This is a genomic window from Butyricimonas paravirosa (genome assembly GCF_032878955.1).
GTDB lineage: Bacteria > Bacteroidota > Bacteroidia > Bacteroidales > Marinifilaceae > Butyricimonas > Butyricimonas paravirosa.
This window is the reverse complement of record NZ_CP043839.1, coordinates 3405078-3431510: the sequence shown is the minus strand read 5'-3', so window position 1 is coordinate 3431510 and position 26433 is coordinate 3405078. Positions and strand designations below refer to the sequence as shown.

Annotated in this window: 16 protein-coding genes; 1 reads left to right on the top strand and 15 read right to left on the bottom strand. The window is 44.8% G+C overall.

Going from position 1 to position 26433, the window contains the following annotated elements:
• From F1644_RS13970 to F1644_RS13955, 4 genes are read right to left on the bottom strand one after another with little or no spacing between them, the layout of a single operon-like run.
• Positions 1-1119, bottom strand: coding sequence for an aspartate aminotransferase family protein (locus tag F1644_RS13970; RefSeq protein ID WP_118303252.1), 1119 nt, complete (start codon positions 1117-1119; stop codon positions 1-3).
• Between the two features lie 11 nt (positions 1120-1130).
• Entirely contained in the window at positions 1131-2093 is a 963-nt protein-coding gene (argC, locus tag F1644_RS13965; protein WP_118303250.1) for an N-acetyl-gamma-glutamyl-phosphate reductase, read from the bottom strand.
• On the bottom strand, positions 2090-3292 hold the full coding sequence (locus tag F1644_RS13960; protein ID WP_118303248.1) for an argininosuccinate synthase: 1203 nt from the start codon (positions 3290-3292) through the stop codon (positions 2090-2092). The genes argC and F1644_RS13960 overlap by 4 nt, the downstream gene beginning before the upstream one ends.
• A 16-nt stretch (positions 3293-3308) precedes the next feature.
• On the bottom strand, positions 3309-3986 hold the full coding sequence (locus tag F1644_RS13955) for a GNAT family N-acetyltransferase (RefSeq protein WP_308424597.1): 678 nt from the start codon (positions 3984-3986) through the stop codon (positions 3309-3311).
• Between the two features lie 405 nt (positions 3987-4391).
• Here F1644_RS13955 and F1644_RS13950 point away from each other — a divergent pair, with 405 nt between their 5' ends.
• The gene (locus F1644_RS13950; RefSeq protein WP_118303244.1) at positions 4392-5756 is read left to right on the top strand and encodes a S41 family peptidase; all 1365 of its coding nucleotides are present in this window, start codon (positions 4392-4394) and stop codon (positions 5754-5756) included.
• Positions 5757-6151: 395 nt separating this feature from the next.
• Here the strand turns inward: F1644_RS13950 and lepB are convergent, their stop codons facing one another.
• The 11 genes from lepB to F1644_RS13895 form a co-directional block, all read right to left on the bottom strand.
• Positions 6152-7198 (bottom strand): signal peptidase I, encoded by a 1047-nt coding sequence (lepB, locus tag F1644_RS13945; protein ID WP_118303242.1) that lies wholly within the window; start codon positions 7196-7198, stop codon positions 6152-6154.
• Positions 7199-7286: 88 nt separating this feature from the next.
• On the bottom strand, positions 7287-8006 hold the full coding sequence (locus tag F1644_RS13940) for a head GIN domain-containing protein (RefSeq protein ID WP_118303240.1): 720 nt from the start codon (positions 8004-8006) through the stop codon (positions 7287-7289).
• A 307-nt stretch (positions 8007-8313) separates the two neighbouring features.
• A complete protein-coding gene (locus tag F1644_RS13935; RefSeq protein ID WP_118303238.1) occupies positions 8314-9726 on the bottom strand; it encodes a TolC family protein in 1413 nt (470 codons plus the stop codon).
• 118 nt (positions 9727-9844) lie between these two features.
• Positions 9845-12967: an efflux RND transporter permease subunit gene (locus F1644_RS13930; protein WP_118303236.1), complete on the bottom strand. Its 3123-nt coding sequence runs from the start codon at positions 12965-12967 to the stop codon at positions 9845-9847.
• 70 nt (positions 12968-13037) lie between these two features.
• The gene (locus tag F1644_RS13925; RefSeq protein ID WP_118303234.1) at positions 13038-14117 is read right to left on the bottom strand and encodes an efflux RND transporter periplasmic adaptor subunit; all 1080 of its coding nucleotides are present in this window, start codon (positions 14115-14117) and stop codon (positions 13038-13040) included.
• 61 nt (positions 14118-14178) lie between these two features.
• Positions 14179-17670: an ABC transporter permease/M1 family aminopeptidase gene (locus F1644_RS13920; protein ID WP_118303232.1), complete on the bottom strand. Its 3492-nt coding sequence runs from the start codon at positions 17668-17670 to the stop codon at positions 14179-14181.
• A 315-nt stretch (positions 17671-17985) separates the two neighbouring features.
• A complete protein-coding gene (locus tag F1644_RS13915) occupies positions 17986-19545 on the bottom strand; it encodes a PKD-like family lipoprotein (protein WP_118303230.1) in 1560 nt (519 codons plus the stop codon).
• Positions 19546-19556: 11 nt separating this feature from the next.
• Positions 19557-20336, bottom strand: coding sequence for a DUF4843 domain-containing protein (locus F1644_RS13910; protein ID WP_158571794.1), 780 nt, complete (start codon positions 20334-20336; stop codon positions 19557-19559).
• Between the two features lie 30 nt (positions 20337-20366).
• On the bottom strand, positions 20367-21773 hold the full coding sequence (locus tag F1644_RS13905; protein ID WP_158571793.1) for a RagB/SusD family nutrient uptake outer membrane protein: 1407 nt from the start codon (positions 21771-21773) through the stop codon (positions 20367-20369).
• A 19-nt stretch (positions 21774-21792) separates the two neighbouring features.
• Positions 21793-25191, bottom strand: coding sequence for a SusC/RagA family TonB-linked outer membrane protein (locus F1644_RS13900; RefSeq protein ID WP_118303224.1), 3399 nt, complete (start codon positions 25189-25191; stop codon positions 21793-21795).
• A gap of 39 nt (positions 25192-25230) precedes the next feature.
• Positions 25231-26430: a FecR family protein gene (locus tag F1644_RS13895; RefSeq protein WP_118303222.1), complete on the bottom strand. Its 1200-nt coding sequence runs from the start codon at positions 26428-26430 to the stop codon at positions 25231-25233.
• Between the last annotated feature and the right edge of the window lie 3 nt (positions 26431-26433).

The following is a 26433-nucleotide window of genomic DNA, read 5'->3' as shown; positions in this document are numbered from 1 at the left end:
TTAATTCATTACTTGTTTAAACCGAGCGACAAACTCATCAACTTCCTTTCGGGTAACACACAACGGGGGCAATAAACGCAAAGTATTCTTCCCGCTATTCCCCGTGATCACGTGTTGATTCGCCAGCAAACGACGACGGAAAATCGAATGAGGAATATCAATATCCACCCCAACCATCAATCCCTTTCCCCGAACTTCAATCACCCCGTTCAAAACTTTTAATCGCTCCATCAGATACCCACCGACACGATCGGCATTTTCCACCAGTTGCTCGTCCTTGATCACATCCAACACGGCAATCCCAGCCGCACAAGCCAAATGATTTCCCCCGAACGTCGTTCCCAACATCCCCTTCTCCGCCTTGATCGACCCGCAAATCAGCACTCCGGCAACCGGGAATCCGTTGCCCATTCCTTTCGCCACAGTGATCACGTCCGGCTCGATCCCCGCATGCTGATAGGCAAAGAATTTCCCGCTCCGCCCGTAGCCCGACTGGATTTCATCCAAAATCAATAACGTACCTGTCTGATCACAAACCTCACGAGCCACCCGCAGAAACTCTCCTGTCGGAATCCGGATTCCCCCAACACCTTGAATTCCCTCCACGATGACAGCCGCGTATTCCTCCCCGGACAACTCCCGTTTCAAAGCCTCCACGTCATTCAAATCGATAAATGTCACTTGATGTCCCCGGTTCCAAGGTGCCTGTATTGTCGGGTTATCCGTGATGGCAACGGCCCCGCTCGTACGCCCGTGAAAGGCAGCGTGCATGGCCAGTATTTTCGAACGCCCCGTAACAAAAGAAGACAGTTTCAAGGCATTCTCGTTAGCCTCAGCCCCACTGTTGCAAAGGAACAAATTATAATCCGTGCAACCGGAAAGCTCCCGTAATTTCCACTCCAACTCCTCCTGCAAATGATTCTTCACGGCATTTGAATAAAACCCGATACGATTCAATTGCCCCGTCACCAACTCCACGTAATGCGGATGCGAATGTCCGATTGAAATAACGGCGTGTCCCCCGTAAAAATCAAGGTATTTATTTCCATCACGGTCCCAGAAATAGGCTTTCTCCGCCTTGACCGGCTCTATATCCAATAAATTATAAACATCAAACATACTCGAATAAATTAAAAATAACTGGCTTTCAAACCCAAACCCATTGTTTCTTCCAGTCCGAACATCAGGTTCATATTCTGCACGGCCTGCCCGGATGCCCCCTTTAACAGGTTATCAATCACGGAAGTCACTAACACGTTACGATCCTGCCGTTCAATATGGACAAAACAATAATTCGTGTTCACCACCTGTTTCAAATAAATAGGTTCGTCACTCATCACCGTGAAAGGATGTCCCTCGTAACAAGCGGCATACATAGATCGGATTTCCGACAAATCCCGTTCACTCACGAAAACCACATTTACCATGATCCCCCGGGCATGACACCCACGCACCGGAACAAAAGCAATATCCGCCTGCACATCTTCATCCTGCCCGGACAACGTTTCCCGTATTTCAGCCAAATGCTGGTGAGAAAAAGCCTTGTAAACCGAAAGATTCTGCGCCCGATGGCTATAATGCGTCTCTTCCGTCGGTTTCTGTCCCGCACCCGTCGCCCCGGTAATCCCGAAGACCGACACGCGGGCAGGCAGCAAACCGTTCTTCGCCAACGGTAGCAACCCCAATTCTATTGCCGTCGCGAAACATCCCGGATTCGCCACGTGCCAAGCTCCTTGTATCCGCTCCCGATTCAGTTCCGGCAAACCATAAACAAAATCCCCGGCATTCGACTTTAACCGGAAATCATGACTCAAATCAATGATTCGCACGGATGCCGGAACTGGATGCCGTTCTAAAAATTGAGCCGACATCCCGTGTCCCATGCACAGGAAAAGAACATCAATACCCGTCAAATCCAAATCGGAAAACTTCAAATTCGTGTAAATCAAATCCCGATGAACTCGTCCGACAGGTTCTCCCCGGTGCGATTCACTTTGTAAATAACGTAATTCCACTTGCGGGTGAGAAATTAATACGCGGATCAATTCCCCCGCGGTGTAACCGGCAGCCCCGGCAATACCCACTCTGATCATAGCCCCTCCTCGCTCTTCTCGTTCACCGCGTGATAAACCCGCAAAGGCATCGACAACATCCGGGTAAAACCTTTCACATCCTCTGCCGTCCAAGCCTTGTTCTCCTCCCCGTAACAAGCAAACGTGGCATCCATCAGATCATGGTCTGACCGCACTCCCAACAATTCGAAACAATAGGGACGCATCCGAACCCGCACGTCACCCGAAACGTATCGTTGTGTATCTTTTAGGAAACTCTCGATATTCCGCATAACAGGTTCCCCGTACATGGCCTCGTGTAAAAACATCCCGTACCAGTTGGCCAGTTGTTCCTTCCAATACATCTGCCATTTCGTGAGTGTATGTTTTTCCAGTAATTCATGGGCTTTAATAATCATCAACGGAGCAGCCGCCTCGAAACCGACACGTCCTTTAATCCCCACAATCGTGTCCCCCACGTGGGTGTCACGCCCGATTGCCCAAGCAGAGGCCAAAGCCTCCACCCGGCGGATAGCCTCGATTTTATCCGTGTAACATTCACCGTTTACCCGGCACAACTCTCCCCGTTCAAACGACAAGATTAACTCCTCTTCGCCCTCCTTCTCCAAAGAAGAAGGATAAGCCTCTCCCGGAAGATATTCCCATGAATTCAATGTTTCTTTCCCTCCCACCGAGGTTCCCCAAAGTCCTTTGTTAATGGAATAAGCCATTTTGGACCAATCCCGCTCCACTCCTTTCGATTTCAAATAGGCAATTTCCTCTTCCCGGCTCAGTTTCAAATCACGAGTCGGGGTTATAATTTCCATTTCCGGGGCAAACACGGAAAAACAAAGATCAAAACGAACCTGGTCATTCCCGGCCCCCGTACTTCCATGAGCCAAGCCGTCCGCCCCGATCTCCTTCGCGTAACGAACGATAGCCAACGCTTGGAAAGTACGTTCGGAGCTGACCGACACCGGGTAAGTCTTGTTACGCAAAACATTCCCGAAAATCATGTATTTAATACATTTCTCGTAATATTCCCCCGTGACATCCAGCGTCACGTGTTTCTTCGCCCCCAAGGCATACGCCTTTTCCTCGATCCCGGCCAGCTCACCGGGGGTAAATCCCCCGGTATTCGCCAATGCCGTGTAAACCTCAAGCCCCATTTCCTCGCTCAGGTACTTGACACAGTAAGAGGTATCTAATCCCCCGCTATATGCTAAAACTACTTTTTTCATGAATATAAATTACAAGTTACAAATTTGCCGTATGCTTCATGGCAGAGCGAGAAACCGGTAACCCGCAAACCGCCAATGTGGACCCCACAACATGACGCAGATGCTTGAACAAAGGCAATGACCTCCCCCTAGCCACCTTTTTAGCCGCCGCCTGTTGTCTGGCCACGACCTCCGGATCATAAATCATCCCGGTACAAAGACACTTGGTCATGTTCGTCCGTTGCAATATGTCATAATTCACGCAAGACTTGCATCCGGCCCAAAACTCCTCGTCATCCGTGAGTTTGGCAAAAGTAACAGGCACGTAACCCAATGAAGTATTGATTCGCATCACCTGCTCACCAGTTGTCAAGCCGAAAAGCTTTGCTTGCGGGAATCGCCTTCGCGACAGATGAAAAGCAGCCTCCTTTATTTGTTTTGCTACTCCCAATCCCCGGTACGCCGGTACCACGATTAACCCGGAGTTTGCCACGAATTTCTGGTGACCCCATGATTCAATATAGCAGAAACCCACGAACTCCTCTCGATTCAGAGCGATAATTGCCTTTCCACTTCGGATTTTATCGGCAATATACTCGTTCGTTCTTCTGGCTATACCAGTACCTCTTGCTTTTGCAGCATGATCAATCGCATCGTTTATCGCTGTCACGTATGACAGGTGTTTCTCGGATGCAACTACAACTTCAATCTTCATCTTTTTACAATTTAATCTAAATCATTCAAATTCTTTTTGATTACTCATTGTGCATATTTATTTATTCACCGTGCAAATATATGCATTAATATGCGGCAAAAACAAATATTTTCTCATTTTTTTCACCGAAAGAAAAGAAAACGCCTTGACACCCACCACCAACAAACAATCAAACAATATATTACATGAAATAAAAACAACAAACAAAGTGCCACTCATTCCAAATACCACAAGCATTACACGAAGAAAACGTACTAATTTCACCATCTCTAAAACACGAAGAAAACGATCGAAACAGTCATATTGAATAAATATGCAATATCACCAAAAACTTTTTATTCAAAATCGCATACGGAAATCCATTAAAAATTCGTAATATTGTGGCTTACTATCAGACATAAACTTATGTATAGACTATTCTTCTTTTCGATTTTAGCAGGATTCCTATCAAGTTGTGAGGATTCACGCGGAGTAAGCCCTACTCCGGGCCCTTACTCGTATGTCCGGATTAACACGTTCACGAAAGACAAAATGACCGACCAATACTTTTGGGCGGATGAAGTCAAGGACAAAAACATTGATCCAGATAGTAACCCGGCGGAATATTTCGCTACCATGAAATACCCCGAGGACCAATGGTCACGTATCACGAGTTCTAAAGGTCTGGGAGAAATTGCCGACGCCTCCGGGTATGACGAAGGTTTTGGCTACAACTTGACTTTCTGGGAGAAAGAGGGCTACATATTCGCGGATGTCAATTTCGTTTACCCGAATTCTCCAGCAGCAAAAGCAGGACTAAAACGGGGAGACCTGATCACTCACATGGACGGGGAAAGGATCACGACGGAAAATTACACAAATTTGTACTACGCATCCCAGCTTTCCCTCGGTCTATCAAACGATGAAGTATCAGAACCGTACGAAACGAAAAAGCTGACCGCCCAAACATACACGATCGATCCGGTACTTGATTACGGGTTGATTCCCTTGGAGAACCAAACAATCGGGTACATGATCTACACGGATTTCGTGTTCCGCGGTAACACGTCGCTGGCACAACTGAACAACGTGTTCCAAACCTTAAAATCAGCCAATATTGACGAATTCATTCTAGATTTACGATATAATCAAGGCGGGTACATTTTTGCCGTGAAACAACTATGCTCACTCCTCGCCCCGGAAGAAGTCGTGGAAAACGAAGAACTGCTTATTCACAAAAGCTGGAATAAAGCATATCAGGAAAAATACGCCGATGATCCTGCCCGCTTAGAAGAACATTTTGACAAGACGGTACCCCTTGATTCCCGTCTAAACTTGAGACGCCTGTGGGTGATCACGAGTAAAGTGACGGCATCAGCCGCCGAAATGCTGATCAGTGCCTTATCCCCATACATGGAAGTAAACGTCGTTGGCGACATTACTATGGGGAAAAATATGGGTGGAATCATCTACACGCCTAACGACAAAGACTTACAGAACTGGAATATCATGTTGATCTCCACGGAATACAGAAACAGTCGGGGAGAATCCGTCAAAGGCGGCATACCCCCCATGTTCCCCATCTTGGAGCAATTTCACCATCAATACCAACTGGGAGATAAAGAAGAACCCTTGCTGGCTGCAACTCTTCAACTCATCACGCAGGATGCAATTGCCACCCCGGTCATGAATAGTCGGAGCAGCAGAAGTCTCGACACGGGAACCCCTCGCCGGATTATCCCAAAATTCGTGCAGGCAAAGTCCAGGCTATTACTAGGAATAGAAAACTAATTTACACGGGAGAGTCCTTAAAATTCAGTTCGCATTTGCAGGTAGCTCCCTATCCGCTTTTCACTTTTTACATTCAAAAATGCAGAGGTGAGATGAAAAATTTTTGTACCATCTAATGTAAAATAATGTTATCAATATATGATCAAATTGCCATTTCAGAGCGAGCCGCTCCCATTCCCCTCCCATTCCGCCCCTATTCCCCTCCTATCAAAATAACAAATAATTATACTTGTATAGTATATATTAACAAGAGGATAAGCGTATGATAACTATTTAATACCATTATTTTAACAGGATCAGGAAGGAACCCTATCCGGATACCGCTTTTGGGGGGACAAATCGTCACTTATCCACGCATTCCGGACGTGCGAAAAAACAGGACTCTCGCCCCCATACTAATCAACATGTAAAATCCTTGCCTCGATACAGCAAGAGGGAATCGGCCCAAGGAATCGGGAATCCAATGAATTGCCCCGGTTATCGCCCAACATGAAGTAATAATCCTTTTGAAAAACATAGGAAGTCAATTTATCCGGATCGGCAACACGTTCCGGTCCACGCAGCAAGGAACCGTATAACATCCGGTTCTCAGGGGTCAACTCGATTCTCATTCCCTTGTAAGGCAACTTGTAAGGCCCCCAATGCCGGAAACTCCATCCGCAGGAATCCGCGAGAAACACTTTCCGCCGGGCTTCCCCACGTTGACGGAACACAAGACTATCGACCACTCCTCCTTGACGAAGACGATCTAACATCGTTTTATCAAGCGACATATACACGGCATCTTCAGAAACCGAATAATCATCCGAATTCATCAACAATGACAACTCTTTACACGCCTCCCGGAATCTCATATAGTCCGAAAAATAAGCCATATAACGCAAACTCAACGTTTTGTCCTCCTCTCGCTCTTTCCCGTTAATGACTGCACGTCCCTCCTCCACGGAGACGACATCACCCGGCAAACCGATGCACCGCTCGATGTGAATCCGGGAGGAATCCACGGGAGCATAATACGCCAGAATATCATTTTTCTTGGGTTTCCAGAAACCAATCATTTTTATCCGGTCCTTCGCCGCGAACTTACCGGTACGGTATTTACTGGAACGCGTGAACATCGTGACCAAAGGCCATTCCTCCACAGCCGAAAGATAGATACCACCATACCGCCACTTCTCACCCCGCACGGTCACATTACTATTCAGTGCAGGTAACATCGATTTCGTGGGTACCAGATAGGTCTCGTAAAACATAAACTTTGCACTCAGGTACAAGAGTAGCACGAGAACCACCATGACTAAAGCGTAACGATCATACCGGGTATCAAAAATCAAAATACCCAGAATAACAAGCAACAGCACGGAAAGGAGCAGCCATAAATATTGAAAGAAAAGTACAGACAATATCAACAACACTCCTATCAATCGATCACGTTTATTCATTTGCTACAGTTTTTATCTTTACGGGCCGTACATGGCCAGCTACCCCTCGATGTAAAGGTATAAAAAACTGTACAAAATCGTATTTATCCTATCTCCTTTTTACCAAAGTTCCCCGCCCGGTCACGTTTTGTTTGGTAATCCGCGGGTTCCCGTCATAAATTAGAATGCCTGCCGAAGAAATCTCTGCCTCCAACTGCCCGGAAATGGAAACTTCTGCCTTGGCAGCCCCGCTAATCTCGGCATCACAATTTTTCACACGCAGCTCCCAACCCTTCAGCGTGGCAGCGGAAGACATTTCCAAATCAAACTGCTCCACCTCACCTTTAAGCTCTAGTCTCGCGGCACCGGATGCCTCCACGTCAACTTCACTTCCTTTCACCTCCAACTTCACGCTCCCCGCACCGGATGCCACGATTTCCAGTTTATTCACGGTAAAAGGCGAACTTCCTTCCAAACGCCCGGCAGCCGCCACGTTTATATCCGTGATAACAGGCATGGACACGGAAACATTCATTGCCGTATATCCTCGAATAATCACTTCCGGGTCAAGGAAGATATTCAATTGCCCGTTCTTTATCTCCGTTTTTATATAAGGAATAATATTATCATCCGCCTCCACGGTAATCCCTTCCGTTTTTCCTTGTGATATATACAAGGTGATCGACTGTTGAACGGAAACACGGGTAAACGGCTGATCCGCCTGACGATCATGCACCACAAGATACCCCGTTCCCTTGATTTTCTTCACCTCGGCAGAAACAGCCCCTGCCATCAACATCCCCAATAAAATCAAACCAATCCTTTTCATAATTAACAATTTACGATTTATAATTCATGATTAAAAAGCGTGGACCTCGCAGATGGAAATCTAAAATCTAAAATTTAAGGTAATTATATACAACTTTCCAGTCCATTAAGGTAATGCTTGTTTTCATTCTCAAACTCCTCCGTCACTTCGTGCCACCTCCTCTATAAACAGAGGAGGAGCTGGTGACTCTTCCCAAAAACAGGGAGTATTTCAACTCTCCCTCTGTTTATAGAGGGAGTACCCCGAAGGGGGGAGGGAGTTGGTTTACTGTAAATTCATATATAAGTTCCAAATTTAAAATCTAAAATTATTCGAGTTTTCCTATCGCCTTCAAGTATTCCGATTCACACAACTTCAAAGCGGCCTTCGCGTCCACCCATTCGCTCCAAGCCTGTTGCCATTGGGCCTGAGCCTCCAACAAGTTTGTCAGATTTTCCATTCCCACCTCATACTGATCCTCGGACACTCTCAGATTTTCCTTTGCCTGCTCCAAGGCGGATTCCGTCAAACGTATCCGGGTTTGGGCATCATTCAGTTTAAAGCGACTTCCGGCTATTTCCAGCCGCATCATCTCGCCCAATCGCTCTTTATTCAAGCGACTCATTTCTTCCTCGGCCTTCGCCACCCGAACTTTATTCCGTCCCTCTCCCCAGTTGAAAATAGGTATCGCCACGGACGCCATGGCACTAAAAGAACCGGAATTAGAATCATCACCGTTCAATTTCAAGCCACCGCCATAACCGTAACCCGCGGAAACACCCACTTGAGGCAGGAAATCGGCACGGGTCACGTTTATCTCCTTCCGTTTCATCTCCACCTGTTTCTCCAACATGTTATAATCCGGCCTTTGTTCCAGCCCGTCCGGCAACGCCAGCACACCGGGCGTTATCGTGGCCGATAGTGAATCGGTCAGTACCAATTCGGTATTCAAATCCAATCCCACCAAACGGCAAAGATTCATTTGAGCCAACTGCTTTCCATGTTCCGCTTGCTGTAGTTGTAACAAGGCATCATTATATTTCACCTGAGCTTTCAACACATCATTCAACGGGGCCATCCCCGCCTGCTGGGCATCTTCCAAGTTCTTCACCAACTCGTTCACCACCGACTTGTATTTCCGGGCAACCAACACCAATTCCTGTACCCGGACACATTGCCAGTAAGCCTGTTCCAACTCGACAAGCACTTCCGAACGATTCAACCGAATATTTTCCTCGGCAAGCTCTTCCCCAAATTTAGCCGCCTGATGTGCCGCCCGGATTTTTCCTCCCATAAACAAAGGTTGTTGCAATTGAACCGATGCCATATACACCCCTCTCAAAGAAAGCGTCAGAGGAATATCCGGTAGAAAAGCATATTCATGGAAGACCGGCTTCCCATCCGTCCCCATCACGGGTTTCCCGTCAGCACCGATGACAACATTGGGTTGCAATTTCCCGTCAGCATCAGGCACGTAAGTCGGTAAATATCCCCCGCTTAATTTGTATTCCTGCTTTTTCTGATGATACAGATAAAAGCCTGACGCAGAAAGTTTCGGCAAATAATTTGCCCCGTATTCTTTCTTGGTCCACACGGCCTTCTCTTTTTGCTTTTCCGCGATAGCCAATTGTTTGCTATATTCAAGAGCCATCTCCCTGCATTGCTTTAAATCCAACTGCCGCTGGGCTCGTAAAGGAGCAAAAGCCAATAACAACCCGATTGATAATATAATAAAACGCATAGTGTAAAAGTTTAAAGTTTAGAAAATTCTGTGATTGCTGATTCAATGATTCAATGATTTATGGAAATTCTGCCCCGTGAGTGGCAATCCATTAATCGGCAATCACGAAATCACAAAATCATTCGGCTTTGATTTTAAAGAACAGCGAATAGAACACCGGCAAGATCACCAAAGTAATCACCGTACCGATAAACAACCCGCCCATAATCGTCACGGCCAAGGCCCCGAACATATCGTCATTAATCAAGGGAATCATTCCCAGGATCGTGGTCATCGCTGCCAAGAAGACCGGACGCAAACGCGAGGAAGAAGCATCCAGAAGAGCCAGAAAACGATCTTTCCCCGATCGAATCTGTATATCCACTTCATCTACCAGTACCACCCCGTTTTTAATCATCATACCGACCAATCCCAAGGCCCCCACGATAGCCACGAACCCGAATTCTTTACCCGCCAGCAACATTCCCAAAACAACCCCGATAATCGCCAAGGGTAAACAAAGAATAATCATCAGCGGCTTTTTGAAGTCCTTGAACAAAGCGATCAGAATAGCCAGTACCAAAACAATTCCCAACGGAACGTTCTTAAACAAATACTGCTTGGATTGCGTGCTTGCCAGATACTCTCCCTGCCATTCCGTGGAATAACCGGGCGGGATGTTCAATTTCTCAATCTTGGGCAGCAAACTATTTCGCACGTCGTTTGCCGTGTAGCCGGGTGCGTTATTACACTGTGCCGATATAGAGCGTTGCCCGTTATATCGCCTGACCACCGGAACTTCCCACGAGGCGGTGATCCCGTTGGTCGCTTGGTTCAAAGGAGTAGAACCCACGACGGCCGTCATCACCTCATCCGTCGAAATCATTCCCATCATCAACTCCTTCACGGTTTCCAGACTCAACATATTCGTCGAAGGCACGAGGCTCCATACCGGAACATTATTCAAGCGCCCCGGACGTAACCCGTCTTTACCCATACTTTTAATATAAATCGGCAAATCATGCTCTCCCTCGTAATATGACCCGACAGGCAACCCGTCCGTGGTGGCCAGTAAAGCCAACCCGACATCCTCCCTGGAAAGGTTCGCCACGCGAGCTATCGGCTGATAATAATCCACGTTCAGCACGGGCGTCATCGGCCCCCAGTCATTCGTCACCAACATCGTCGTGGAATCCTCATTCATCAATTCCTCCACCTCCCCGCACAAACGTTTCAACACGGCCGGGTCCGGACCGGAAATCATAAATTGTACCGGATAATCCATATACATCAAATTATATTGTTTCATCCGAACGTATGCCTCCGGGTAATGCTCCGAAAGGTAAATCTGCAATGAATCAATATTCGCCTTTAAGGTCTCGGGAGAAGTGAAATCCACGATTAACTCCCCGTAACTTAAAGCGGGTTCTGCCACCGTTCGCACGAGATTATACCGGGAAGGAGTTCCTCCCAAACTGGTCGTAACGGCCGTAATTTCCGGACGGCTGGTTAAATATTCCTCGATAGAGGCCAGATCCCGTTTCACCGTCTGGGGATTCGTACCGTAAGGCATTTTATACTCTATATACAACTGATTATAGCTCAAATCAGGGAAAAATCCCTGTTGCACGAACCGGAACAGATAGATGCTGACAACCAGCAACAGGACGATCCCACCAATCACCCATACCCGGTGACGCACGGAAAACTGCAACGTATTCCGGAAAGCCTTGTACACCCGGGTATCGTACATTTTCGTCTCATCTTCCACCTCTCCCGGCTTTACCTTTAAGCCCCGGTCCGCCTGTATCGGGACATACGCCAGGGCAAGAATCCAGCTCAACCACAAGGACACGGCCAGAACGATAAACAAATCCCGAACATACTCTCCCGTGGTATCGGGAGATAAAAATATCGGCAAAAAAGTAAGAATCCCGATCGTGGTCGCTCCCAGCAAAGGCCAAGCCGTCTTCTTCGTGATATTCACCAAGGCTGCCGGCTTGGGAATCCCCTTCTTCAGGTCCACGAGAATCCCATCCGTGATCACGATCGCGTTATCCACCAGCATCCCCATCGCCACGATAAACGAGGCCAGCGAAACCCGTTGCAATGTTCCGTGCATCATGTACAGCACGAGTAACGAGCCCAACACGACGATCACCAGACCGGCCCCTATGATATACCCGCTCCGGAATCCCATGAAAAGCATGACCACCAAGATCACGATAACTACCGATTCGATCAGGTTCACCATGAAGACGTTAATGGCACTTTTCACCCGTGCCGGTTGAAAGAATACCTTTTGAAAATCAATCCCCGCCGGAATAATATCTTCTTTCAACTCGGCCAGTTTGGCATCCACCTTTTTCCCCAATTGAAGAATATTCCCTCCTTCCTCCATGGCAATCGAAATCGCTATTGCCGGCAAAGTATCATATAACAAACCTTCCCGTTCCGGTTTCACGTAACCCCTCGTGACACGAGCTACATCCGACAAGCGGATCTGATCCTGTTCGTGTCCCTTAATCAAAAGATTACGAATATCATCGATCTCCTTGTAAGCCCCGTTCACGTTCACCCGCACCCGTTTCTCCCCGCTATCGAAATAACCGGAGTAAACCGTTTTATTCTGCCCGTTCAGGGTCATGATTATTTCTGCCGGATGCACGCCCATGTTGGCCATCTTATCTTCCAGGAACTCGACGTTTATACAAGACTGACGTTCTCCATACACGTCCACACTGCTCACCCCGTCAATATCCAACACGGAACGACGAACTAGTTCCGCGTAATCCGACATTTCCTGATAGTCAAAACCATCGGACGTCATGGCATAAAACATCCCGTACACGTCCCCGAAGTCATCCATCACGATGGAAGGTTGGGCCCCATCCGGTAGCTGAGCTTGCGCTCCCATGACTTTCCGGCGTAAAATATCCCACTTCTGCTGCAACTCCGCCAAAGGAACCGTACTACTCAATTCTACCATAATCTCCGACACGTCATCCATCGAACGAGAGGAAACATGATCCAAGTCCCCCATCGAACGAATCGCCTTCTCCAATACATCCGTCACTTCCAACTCCACCTGATAGGCAGAAGCTCCCGGATAGGCCGTCACCACCATAGCCTGCTTCACGGTTATCGCCGGATCCTCCAACTTACTCATCGTGAAAAACGAGTATATCCCCCCAACAACCAAAACGAAAACAAAGAAGTAGACAAAAGCTCTATTCTTTAAAGCATATTCCGTAAAATTCATTGTATTTTGTTGCTTTGCAACGTTGCAAGTTGACCGGTTGCAAGTTGCAGGTTAATTTAGTTTTCAATATCTATAATAACTTGCCGACATTAGAAGAGGACACGGGAGGTAGTAAACGGACTTTTTGCCCTTCCTTCAAACCGTTCACCCCGGCAGAAACAATCCTTGTACCCGAGGCCAGATCCGATTCCACGATGACTTGCCCGTCTTTATCCAGTTCGATAACTTTCACGGGATTCATCCTCACGGTTGTTTGGGTTGTATCATACACCCACACGTATGATTGGTCCTCTTTTTGAAATAAAGAAGAGACCGGGATAATAGATAGTCCCTCCTGGCCCGGCTCGAAACGAATGGTCACGCTGACACTCATGCCTGCCGCCAGATTCAATTTCTCATCCGGTTTCATCCGGAAGCGCACCCGGAAAAGTTGATTATAATTTGCTTGTTGTGTTATATCCAGCAACTCCAAGGGAATCTTTACACCTGGAAAGACATCTGCCTCGCAATAAAACTCCTTAAAGCTCTCCCGGCGAATAAAATCACTGGACGGAATATCAATATTTACCTCGTAGTAATCATTATTAATCATCGACAACACGGGAGTCCCGGTATTCACGATCTCGTGAGCGTCAAAAAACTTCTTCTGGACATACCCGTCGAAAGGAGCCTTCAACTTCGTATCGTTCAACGCATTCAGATTCGCGTGATACAAAGAGGCAATCCGCTGCTTTGCCGCCACGGCCTTGTCGTAATCATTCACGGGAACACTTTTCCGGTGATACAACTCGATCACCCGATCCGATTCCTCCGTCACCTGCGTGTACTCCGCTTTTGTCGCCTCGTACTGCAATCTGTAATCTCTCGGATCAATCTCCGCCAACACTTTCCCTTTCTTCACGAACTCCCCCACTTCAGCGTTGAAACGTAGAATAGGTCCCGCCACCCGGAACGCCAACTGCACATCTGAAGCCGCCTTGATCTTCCCGGGATAGGTCGTACTACACTCCCCATCATACTTCTGCACCTCTGCCGTCTTCACCAATTGCGAAATCTCCAAGCCCGGAGTAGCCCTCCGACAAGACATCGCAACAAGCAAAACTCCCGAAACAGAAGTCCACTTCAATACCGAAAACACTGTCTTATTCATATATATAAACTTTTAAATCGAGTATATATACTCAAAAGGCCGTGTTAAAGTTTCTATAAAATCATTTATCCTCCATATAAACCCACTTGATCGCATCACCAAGAAGAACCTGATCCTTGTTTCCCCGATCCGTCAGCACGATTTTACATTCCCCGACAGGCAACTGGAATAACCCCAGAGAAACCCATCCCACATGCTCTTTAATATCAACAGAAACCTCCTGCTTTTCCCCACCGACATCCACGATATAATATTGCTTTACCTCTTCCGGTTCTGTTTCTGTAACAGAAACAGCCGAAACAGTAAAGATTCCACTTCCCCGGACACCTTTCTCCTGCTCTTCAATCCGATGGGCAAAAACCTTCGGGGGAATATACGCCAGAATCTCGTACTCGCCCTCACGTTCAACCCGGGCAGTCCATTCCATCTTCGCTTTACTCCCCTGTAACATGAAAGCATGAGTAAGCTTATTCAACCCGTATGCCTCAGAACTAATCATGTGCCTCGGAACAACTTCAACCCCTTCTCTTATCATGAGAGTTGAACCCATCTCGTATTTCGACTCACTCAAAGGAGAAATCAGATTTCGTAGCCGTTTCCGAGAAGAGGGCGAGATCAATTTAAAATTTTCATCCTCGTTATCCACGATAATCTCCCCGGGGGCCGGCATGAAATAAGAACGATCCAGATCTTTCACGTACTCGGTCGAATCCGTTGTTCTCGATATATTCGTCATCCCACGAACAAAAAACTTGATTGGAAGATTACTTGATACATTGGTAGTGAACGTCGATGTTATCCCTTTCATCACCACAGCTATCTGTTTGCCGGTTCCCGCTTCAATTAAAAAATTCCGGGTAACAACCTTCTCGCCTCGTTCGCTTTGTCTACGAGAACTTGTTCCTGAAAATATCATATCACGAGCCTCAAAAGAAACGACCCCATCAACATCGCTGTCATTGAAGACACTCACCGACACGAGAGACCGCCTGTTAGCCTGATCGCGTATAATGAAATCCCCCGAGAAAGAAAATTCAGAAAGACTACTCCCTTCATCTTCTGGGGAAGCGATATTTTCCACCTTAAAATCCCGTACAAAAAATACAGGGACCTTACGATTCTCGTACCATTTTGGCAAAACGTCCATCCAATCAACCCCGAACTCCTGAATAAACTCCCGGTTCATGTCATCAAACTCAACTTGCCGGAAACGATTTTCTCGAATGAACTTCGCCAAAAACGCCACAATCTGTTCCATGGGAACATCCTTCACACTCAACAAACGCAATAACTCACTCGTTCTCTCGTGTAAAAAAGTCGCCGTCTCATAAGGATTATCCAATCGATCACGAAAAAGATCACCCACGCTACGACCTGCAAAGCGTTCCACTTGATCCGTCTCCGAATAAGAGATAAAAAACATATTCGATTTCTTTAACGCATCTGTCAGTATGGAATTAATTGCCGGATATTCAGCAGAATGTAATGCCATAGTCTGTTCATAAAACATGGGACTAATCGTGTACAAATTACCTACACTAGTACTGGCAACCCCGCTACGCCACAAGAGAGAAGGCGAAACAACCGAATATAATAACAAACTTGCTTGGTTTACATTATAACGATATTCATTCAAAAACATCGAAGATAACGATCTAGTCAAATCACTACTGAGCATATCCTCCGTAGAACTATAAAAAGACGATATCTCGGGCATCATTCGCTTTCTAAAAGCGACCTCCGCCTTATAATCATTCCACATCCCGATCCCCCGTTCCGGCAGAAATAACATTCCGGGCTGGGCCATTTCACTTCCCCCTTTATTAGGACGGGCAAAACCGGAAAAAGAGACCGGAGTCTCCACCAAAGTCAATTGAGAATAAGGATACGTGATCCCCATCTGTTCCTCCACGTTATAACGGGCATCACGAATGATGGCTGGAATGGAATCACGAATTTCCTCGAATCCTCGCAAAAGCTTACCATGCCCCGCAAAAAGATAAAGTTCATATAATGTCGAATCAACTACAAGATCATACTTTTCAAAATTTCCGATACAAAGCCCCATCCCAGGCAAAGGAATATCTCCCGTAAAACAGACACGCCCTTCTTTCGTCTCCCGCTTTCCGGGAGCAATAACCGTTCGCCCATCTGTCGATGACACCTGTAACGAGTAGGAAGTAAAATCGGGCAAAACATCATACGGGGATGCCGGATTCACCGACGGTCGGGCTACCGGATACCAAAGACATTCCGGGGTAAGCACCGTGAAATCATCCCCGACAAAAGCAAACCGCTTTCCCGCGGTAGAACTATGCCCGGGAATGGGCTGCAATTGAAATAATTTATCAAAATCCACGTCCAAATAACACACCCGCTCATCAATTCCACCACTATACTCCACGGTTAATTCCACCTCCTCACCGGGTAGCAATTTCCGGGCAACCCGAATCACTTGATTCTCCCGTTCAAACGCCACGCCAGTCTCACCTTCTTTTATCGCAGACACCACCAAAGCAGGGTTCAGGTAAAGAATAATTTCCGATAATTCCTGATCCCCCTGATTTTTAACAAGAAGGGTACTCTTCCCGGACAGCACATTTCCCTTTTGCTCCACCTCCAAGGTATTCGAAACCACGTTTCCTTTCGGGAATTTTTGATATTTATTATAAGTTTCGGCATAAAGTTCCCGAATATTCTTCACGTTCTCCCGTGCCATGTAAACAACTCCCCCGAATAGAACCCCCAGCACCAAACAACCGACCGCCACGATCATCACCCGCTTTCGGTTCACCGGACGATTCGGCAAACGTTGAAACATCAACACGGCCAATCCAGCAAACCCCATTCCCACAAATAACCAGCAAACCCGCTGCATGAGATAAAGGGGCATTCCCGGATGTCCCGTCACTTCAGAAAAAGCATTCGGTAAAGACAACCCGAAGGGATCAAAAAGCCCTTCCCGCACCTTACCCAACTGAAACAGAAACACCCCGAATACCACCAAAAGAATCAATATACTAAGTCCCCGGTGACGAACCCATGTATGAATGAAGAAAGAGAAACCCAAGGCAAATACCAAAGCCGGAAAAATCATCGTGAACCAGTAAAAAGGATAGAGCCAGAAATTAAAAGGAGACTCACTCGCAAAAATATGCAACAACATCCCAATAACAAGAGAAATTCCCGCCATCGTCATAAAAGTCTTCGTGAATCCCAACATCATTCCCACCACGTAATCCGCATTACTCTCCGGACGATAGTAAACCGTGTCCATCGAATCCATCTTCCTCTCTTTCCCAAGAAAAGACCCTGCCAAAAAGATCAAGGGCACAATTTGTAAGATCGTGAACAGATAAGCATTTTCATGAGGAAGATAAGATGACAACGTCACCAATCCACTATTTACCCCATAAAAAATATTGGTCTGCGCCAAGACCTGATAAAGTATAACAATCAGAAAAAGTAATAACAAAAACAGCCGGAACATCCAACTTCTCAACAACAATCTCGAATTATAACAAGCAACGGTTTTTAAGTTATGAATGTCCATAGCACTGTATATTAAGTTATCAATAAAACGCCACACACGACTATACAATGATACGAATAATAAGAAAGAAATGCAAACAATGTTGAAAAAACAAAGAATAAAAAGGGGGCTGTCCAAAAAGCCACTTTAAAACTCCCTCCCCCCTTCGGGGTACTCCTTCTATAAACAGAGGGAGAGTTAAAATACTCCCTGTCTTCGGGATGAGTCACCAGCACCTCCTCTGTTTATAGAGGAGGTGGCACGAAGTGACGGAGGAGTTTTTCGAAATAAAATGACTTTTGGGACAGCCCCCTCCCTATACAACACTAACACGAACTATTGCATCGGTAATGCAAATCGAGCATATCCTTTACCAGCAGCAATGACAACAGGTTGTTTATTCGGCACCAATGTAGGAGAAAGACCGTCTCCCTCCAAAGGACAACTATACAATTTCCAACCGGAAGCGCTATTCGTTAATACGATCAAATTCGAAAAATCGCTTTCCTCTTCACCACTCTCTTCATTCTTCTTTAGTAATTCCGTTTGCTGTATAAAAGCAATTGTTTCCCCTACCGGGAACTCGTAAAAAAGTTCTTCCAACGATTCCCGATCCGACGCATTCTTCTGGTAATAAGACAATACATTACCTTTCGCAAAATAAATCGAATTATTCTGATGCGCACCATATACATCAGCATGGCAAATGCCTCGTTCTGAAGAAATCTCATCAAAATCCACGAAAGGATAGGATTGTCCATTAAAAGCAATATCCGCAAGATAGAATTTTTCCGGATCATTAATTCCCTTCATTAACGCCCAACCTTTTGTAACAGAACTAGCCCAAGTACGTTGTAACATACAAATTAAATCCTTATCCATATTGGAAGTCGATTCACCAACTTTACCACCATCTTCCGGCAAGAATTCCTCGACTTTGTCACTTTCAGAGCTTGATCCACCCATCACAAAACTTTTAGTTTCCCGACTAAAAAGCATTACATAAGTGTATGCATAAGCATGAAATAACATATCGGACGCCAACTCTCCAGGTCCTGTTTTACCGACACCAAATTTTCCTACATTACTAGACATTCCATAAAGTGAATGTAAACGCCCCGCATTTATCAGAACCATATCCCCGCCAGAGGCATCCATATTTTGAGGAGCCGCAACCGAAGGAACATTATAAAACTCCTCGTCAAAATTTTTGAACACAGACAAATTTCCCGGATTTAATGTTTTCATATCTTGTGTTGTCAAAATATGAAGAGCTTGCAAACTTTCTAAAACTGTAACGGTCCCATCCTCTGCCACCTCTTCATCCGTGTATCTACCATTCATGTACACTAATTTCACAGCCTCTCCCTTCATTCTTTCCCCTAATCTTTCTGTTAAAAGATTCTCCTGTACCGTACCATCCTCTTGAATAAAATCCATATCTGTCATTCCATTCTCATCCTCTAAAATAAACCATCCTTTGCTATACTCTGAGGTAACACGCATGAGGATTTTCTTTTGTACGGCAAGCCCCGTTTTTTTCTCCTTTGCCTCAAAAACCAATTGATATTGATTCCCCGCAGGATATTCCATCGTGAAAGATAAATCTTTAGTTGTTGCTAATGTATCCCTTTGAGGTATGAATCCGGAAGCATACAATTGATAAGTGTACCATGTAAACTGAAAATCATCCTCATTTTCAATTCCCGAAATTTTCGGCGTCAGCTCAATTTCCGAGAACAACATAAAAGAAGTATCTTTCGGTAATCCGTCAATTTCAAGCGGCAACACGCTGTTCGGATCTTGATAAGAATAATTTCCCTTATCATCATAACATGAAGTAGTGATCATCAAAATCAATACTCCTAATATCCATAGTTTATTTCTCATTCTCATAACATCAAACTTTATTTATCCAAAAATTTCACTAAAGTACCATCAGCCTCTCTCAATGGACGATCCTCATTCCGCTCGTCCGCATTATATTCCGCTAAAGCCTCGGCAGCCCGGCCCCGTAAATAGGTTTGATAAGCATAATCACTAATTCGATTCTCGAAATCAGTGAATCCGACATACCGCATAATAAACCACATTTTTTTTGCCCCCCAATCACCAAATATATATGAAAAAACACTATTCCATAATCTTGGTTTCGACGGCTTAGCAGTCATTTCCACCATAAAATGCGACAACGTATCCATTCCCACACTAAAATACTCGTTCGACTGAATCTCAATTTCCAAGCGCACACTATCTTTTTCTAACGATGGATCACGATAGAAAATCACGGGTAACATTCTCTTCACTTGCCCGGCAGCTATCGACACTTGTTCCTTCACCCGCTCATCATCAAAACCAATATAGTGCTTTCCCTCAACAGCTGCAAAAGGCTCCCCGACGTTCGTTTGCACGATCTTCATCGGACGCTCGTAGTCTGTTGGGAATCCCATAGTTCGGATATCAACCCAAACGGTATCCCACATTTGTGTATCCGGTAACACGAAAAAAGACCGTTTTACACTATCCGACTGCGTGTAAGAAGTTCTGGCCACGTTATCATACACGATCCCCTTGTAAAAATAGATTCGCGGATCATTTTCGTAACGTATTACATCCTGTTCGTCACAACTACCTAAAAACGAACTCAAAACCACAACCAACAATATAAATAACCTATATCTTTTCATCACATTCATTTTTTCAATTCAACCAATAATTTAATCAAACATCGTTTGACTCTGTGGAATCGGAATCAAATAACCGTCTTGTGGCACAGTAAACGATGAAGGCCAAGTAAATTTCTCATAATTCCAACGTTTGTACCAAAACCACATCTGCCCCTCTCCCCAAAACTCTTTCCTATACTCCTTCTCTAAGCGTGCTTTCAACTTTTCAGAATCTGCCACATCATCCACCCACGAAAGAGTCACGTTACGCGCAATCAAATACTGATAAAAATAAGGCTTTGCCACATCCTGACTGGCACTCTCTGTCAAGATCAAATACATCTCGGCTAATCTCAATACGGGTATCGTATTAGGTGACTCAAAATCACTCCCATCCATATATTTCAAAAAATAGTTAACCGTAATCCACCAGTAATCCGGACTCTGTTTACTCTGCCAATAACGATTGGTAACATTACGAATATCTCCCGTAATATTCTCGTAAGCCGTTTGTATATAATTAGTTGATTGAGTTAACAAAGGATCTGATCCACTAAAATAAGGTTCTATGATACTCTGGTGATTCTGGCTATGTACTCCAAAGAGATGCTCTTTCAACATCACCAACCCTCCTGAAGAAGAATAATCATTCTCGGTAGCTAACGCAAATTTTTTACTATCAATGACCTCTTGAGCATATTGGGCTGCTTTCGGAGCGTTTCCAATCCACCGATAGTAACGAGCTTTCGCTGCTTTCACCGCATAATAATTAAATCGATAACCTCTGTTTTTCTGCCATTCGTCAGTCGGATCTTCTTCTGCCATAATCGGATCTTCCTTCAAATATTGTTCTGCCTCATCCAAATCCTTAATAATCTTGGTAATCACCTCGCTATATGTCAGCGTCAGCAATTTATTCGGGTCCTTGGTCAACTCTTCCACGTAAGGGATGGCCAACTGATTAGCTGCCGTCTCTCCCGGGATGGGACCAAACATACGTAACAATTCCAAATGCAAGAAACCGCGTAATCCCAAAGCTTCCCCTTTGATCAATTCATAATTACCATTTTGAAAGAGATTCTGATCCTTATCCACCGTTTTCAAAATTTCATTCAAATGCGCAATACAAGTATAATAACCTTTCCATATCTTCTCAATTAAAGACTCCACATCCTTCTGTTTATAATCCCATCTTCCCAAATAATAGTCAACCAACGACCTACTACTCGAAGGAATCGTCCACGTACGAGCCAACATCTCCGGAAAATAAAAACTTGTATTACATCCATACAACGGAGCTAAAGACAATTGGATATAAACACCGGTTAAGGCGCTCTTATACCCATCCTCACTACTCAGCAACTCATCCTCTTTCATTTCCGTGCGAGGATTCACATCCAACCAGTTATTGCATCCCATAAGGGCAAACAAAAACACGCTCAAAATTATATTTCTCATGGTTATTCTCATTTATAAATTAAAAACGGGCTGTCAAAGACAACGAAAACTTCCGTGCAAAAGGATAAGCCAATCCGCGTTCTTGCTTCATCGAAGACAAGCGGAAGACATCCTCCATATATCCGGCAACAGACAAATATTTAAGTCCTAAATGACGCTTACACCATGCCTCGTCCATATCGTAGGTCAAAGAAATTGAACGACACTCCAATGTATTCTCATCCATCACAAAACGTGAAGAGGCCTTCGTTGATGAAAAATCCTGTACACCTTTAAACAATGCCGATTCTCCCGGAGTTTTCCAACGGTCATATAAAGCCCGACGATCCGTGTTATAATAAGGATAAATATTCTCCACCTTACTCACCAACGTGCTATTATACTGTTGCCCCCCGTAACGATAACCCAAAATTACATTCAATGTAAAATCTTTATACCGTACCATGGTATTCAAATTCCCCCAAATCTTCGGCTCTGCAACACCACAAGCAACCTTATCCTTTGCATCCCAATCATATGTTAACTGCCCATCCTGTTTCACAAAAATTTCCTGACCATTACTAGGATCGATACCCAAAGAACGAACAGCGAAAATTGTATTCATCGACTGTCCCTCCTTGTACAAGAAACTCGGATTAGCCTTTTCCTCTTTCATCAATTCGCTATTCAAAAAGTCCAATGAATTGGAAATCTTCTTTATCACATTCTTATTATGCGCCAGTGTACCACCAACAGACCACAAAATCTCTCGTTGTGTGTTCCGAATCAAATAAGCATTTAACACCAACTCCACCCCCTTATTCACCACCTTACCAACATTTGCCTTATACGTGTCAAAACCGGCAGAAGAAGGTAACGTAATGTCCGACAACAAATCATCTGTTTGCTTATGATAAACATCTGCATTCACGCGCACTCGTCCACCGAACAATTCCGTCTCAACACCAACATTCAACTGCTTTGTTGTCTGCCATCCCAAATCCGGATTTCCCAACGCCATCATATACACGCCATTCCATCCTTTATAGTAAATATTACCATAATCCTTAAACGTCGTCAACGCCTGATACGGATTGAATGCCTGCGACCCCGAACTACCATATGACAAACGTAACCGAGCAACATTTAGAATATTATTATTCCTCATAAATGCCTCGTTATGAATATTCCATCCCATACCGGCCGACCAAAATAAAGCATAACGCTTATCCGCACCAAATCGAGAAGAACCATCTATTTTTCCTGATAAATCTATAAAATACCGACGATCATATGTATAGTTGGCATTCAAAATACCTCCTAATCGACGGGCAAAGCTCTCGTTTCCATAAGGGGCTCCATCCTTTTCATAAGCACTCGCCATCCCTAAAAAATCCATCGTCGGGTTAGCAATCCCCTCCGCCTTAAAACGATACTCTTCTGACTTATCCTCTGCCACATTGTAGGACAACCCTACATACAACTGATGAACATCCTGAAATAATTTCGTGTAATTTAATGTTAATTCCGCATCATAATTTAATGACTCCACCGTACCATAAGTATATTCTCCTTTCCGGGAAGCATCCTTTTCCTCATATTCCAAATATTTCGTATGTTTAGCTGAGATATATTTATCTGATCGGTCATGTTGTTTAGACACACTGAATCGCCCCCGGAAAACAAAACCCGGCATGATTGTCCACTCCATGGCAAAATTATTACGTATCTGCGTGTACTTCTCCTCATCAATACTCGGCAAGTACGCATTCCACAGCGGATTATAAACTAAATTGGCAGAATTCAACGTTCCCATTGAACTATACACGTAATCCTCCAAAACCATCAACAAATTTCCCTCATCATCATAAGGCTTAAAATAAGAATTCACTTGCCCATACTCCGAAAAGTTACCATAAGGTGAATTTTTAGCCGTATTAAACGTCACCTGTAAATCATTTTGGAATCGGAATTGTTTATATTGATATGAAAAAAACATATTACCATTCAATGTATTACGTTCTGATCCTTTCATCGCTCCAGCAACATTATTGTATCCTAATCCCACGGAATAACGAAAATCCTCGGAGCCACCCTCCAATGATAAACTATGCCGATGCCCCACACCCGTCCGCACCGGATATTTCAGCCAATACGTATCCACCCCTCTCTCAACCTCCTTCAAACGCTTATTATATAAGTCAATAAGATCTTGTTCACTACTAGCATTTTCCGTTGAATACAATCCGGCAACTTTTTCAAACATCAACTTTTCCTGTGCATTCATCAAATTATAGGAAGTCAAATCCGGAGCCTCAATATTCAAACTTCCACGATAATATACAGTCAAACGCCCAGCTTCCGGCCGCTTTGTTGTGATCACAACCACGCCATTTGCACCGCGTGTTCCATACATCGCTGTTGCACTCGCATCTTTCAATAACGTGATACTCTCCACCCGGCTCTCGTCCAAATCCATCATCTGCTGTAACGAAATCTCAAAGCCATCCATGATAAACAACGGCAAATTCGGAGATATTTTATCATCTTGATTTTCTGATTGTAATTCTCGCATACTCACATCCATACTCGCCGTACCACGCACTGTAATATTAGGCAACCGATTCGGGTCTGATCCCATATTAATATCATCCACGATGTTAAAACTCGGATCAATATTCCGGATAGAAGTCAACACATTTCGATTCCCTACCATAGCTAAATCCTTTGCCGTAATCGTTGTCACGGCACCCGTGTAACTCTCTTTAGCCTTCTTGAAGATTCCCGTTACCACCACTTCGTCCACTTCCGTCACGTCATCTTTCATGACAACCTGCAAATCGGCCTCTCCTTTGTAAATAATCTCTTGAGTCTTCATACCCACAAAAGAGAAAACTACCACAATGTCATCCATAGCAGGGACTTCCATTTTAAAGACACCATCTGCATCCGAAAGCACACCGATCATTGTTCCTTTAAACAAGATATTCACACCCGGTATCGGTAAACCGTCTTCACCAACAACCTTTCCCTTTATAACACAGGTTTTCTGATTTTCTTGATTCACATTCTTCAGCGATGTAGGTTTTACAACCACAATATCACCCTGAATCTCAAACGTGTAAGGTTGATCTTTAAAGATTCTCTCCAAAGCCGTTTTTAACGGTAAATTCTCGAACTTGAGCGTCACGTTAGAACCTTTCTGAATTTCAATCTCACTGTAAATAAAATTTGTCCCGGTCTGTGTCTTGACCAATTTAAAAATTTCACGTAAAGGCATATCCTTCACGTCCAACGTTACGCTCTTGGTCTGCGCCGAAGCAAAATTCCACAAACCAAACAACATAAACACCCCCAATAGCAACACGTTTTTGTTAATTTCATGTCGCAAAACTGCTATTTTCAAGAAATGCAGTTTTTTTAATCGATTTTTTTTCATAAAATTGTACTTTAATTGTTTCGCTAAAAAGCAATGAAATTAATTACTTGAGCGGGAGATGTTCGCTGCATCTACCGCTCGTTTTATAATAATTGTTCGCCCTGATATTTTAAACCTGATATTTGTCGTTTTCTCGATAATCGACAACACTTCTTCCAACGACTGGTCACGCTTCACAACTCCCGTGAACGGGTGATTACTGAATTCCGTAGATTCATAAATAAACTGCACGTCATACCACCGGGATAATTGCCGGGTAATATCCGACAATGGACTCCGCTCATATTCGTATGTACCGGAAACCCAAGACGTGTAAATAGATACATCAACCTTTTGCTTTTCGAGTTTATTAGTAGCCCGATTCAACACGGACTGTTCCCCGGGTTTCAAGCGAACGCTCGATTGATCATTCCGAAACTCGACACTTCCCTCCACCAATGTAGTGATCACCTTCTGCTCATCCGGATAAGCGGTCAGGTTAAATCTCGTCCCTAACACCCGCACCTCATTTTCTCCAGTATACACGATAAACGGGTGTTTCTCGTCACGAGCCACCTCCAAATAGACCTCTCCTTTGACATAAATTTCTCTTTTTCCTCCGGAGAAATAATTCGGGAAACGCACCTCAGAGGCAGAATTTACCCACACCCGGGTTCCATCCGCTAACGTGAAATGATACTCTCCGCCAACAGGCACCGCAAGCGTATGATATTTCATCGGTTGATTCTCCGACTTACTCTGATCAAACCTTAATCCCTTCAAAGAATCGTTCACTAACACCAAACCATCCGACGTCACAATACGAGAGGAAGTGGAAGAAGTCAAATCTATCATCTTTCCATCCTCACTCTGTAAAATAGCCTTTACTCCACCGGGAGTAATACCCACCTGTGATACCAACGTCTCCGGCTGTTCCACTTGTCGGGTAAACGGAAAAACAAACATCAGCAATAACGCCACGGAAGCAGCAATCACGGAACCCACTGTCCAGAACAGCCACCGTCCTTTTCGAGATCGTCCAACCAAAGAACTGTCAAGACGTTGCCACGACTTCTGAAGGTCAATTTTTTCTTGCGCCTGCACGGATTTCAATATCTTCTCGGTCTCTCGAATCTCCCGGAACAAACGCATAGCCTCCGCATCGCTCTCCAATCTCTCACGAAGTAATTCGGCATCGGCAGAAGAAATCGTCCCGGCACTATATTCTGCAATTAATTCAAATATCGACTTATCTTTCATGTG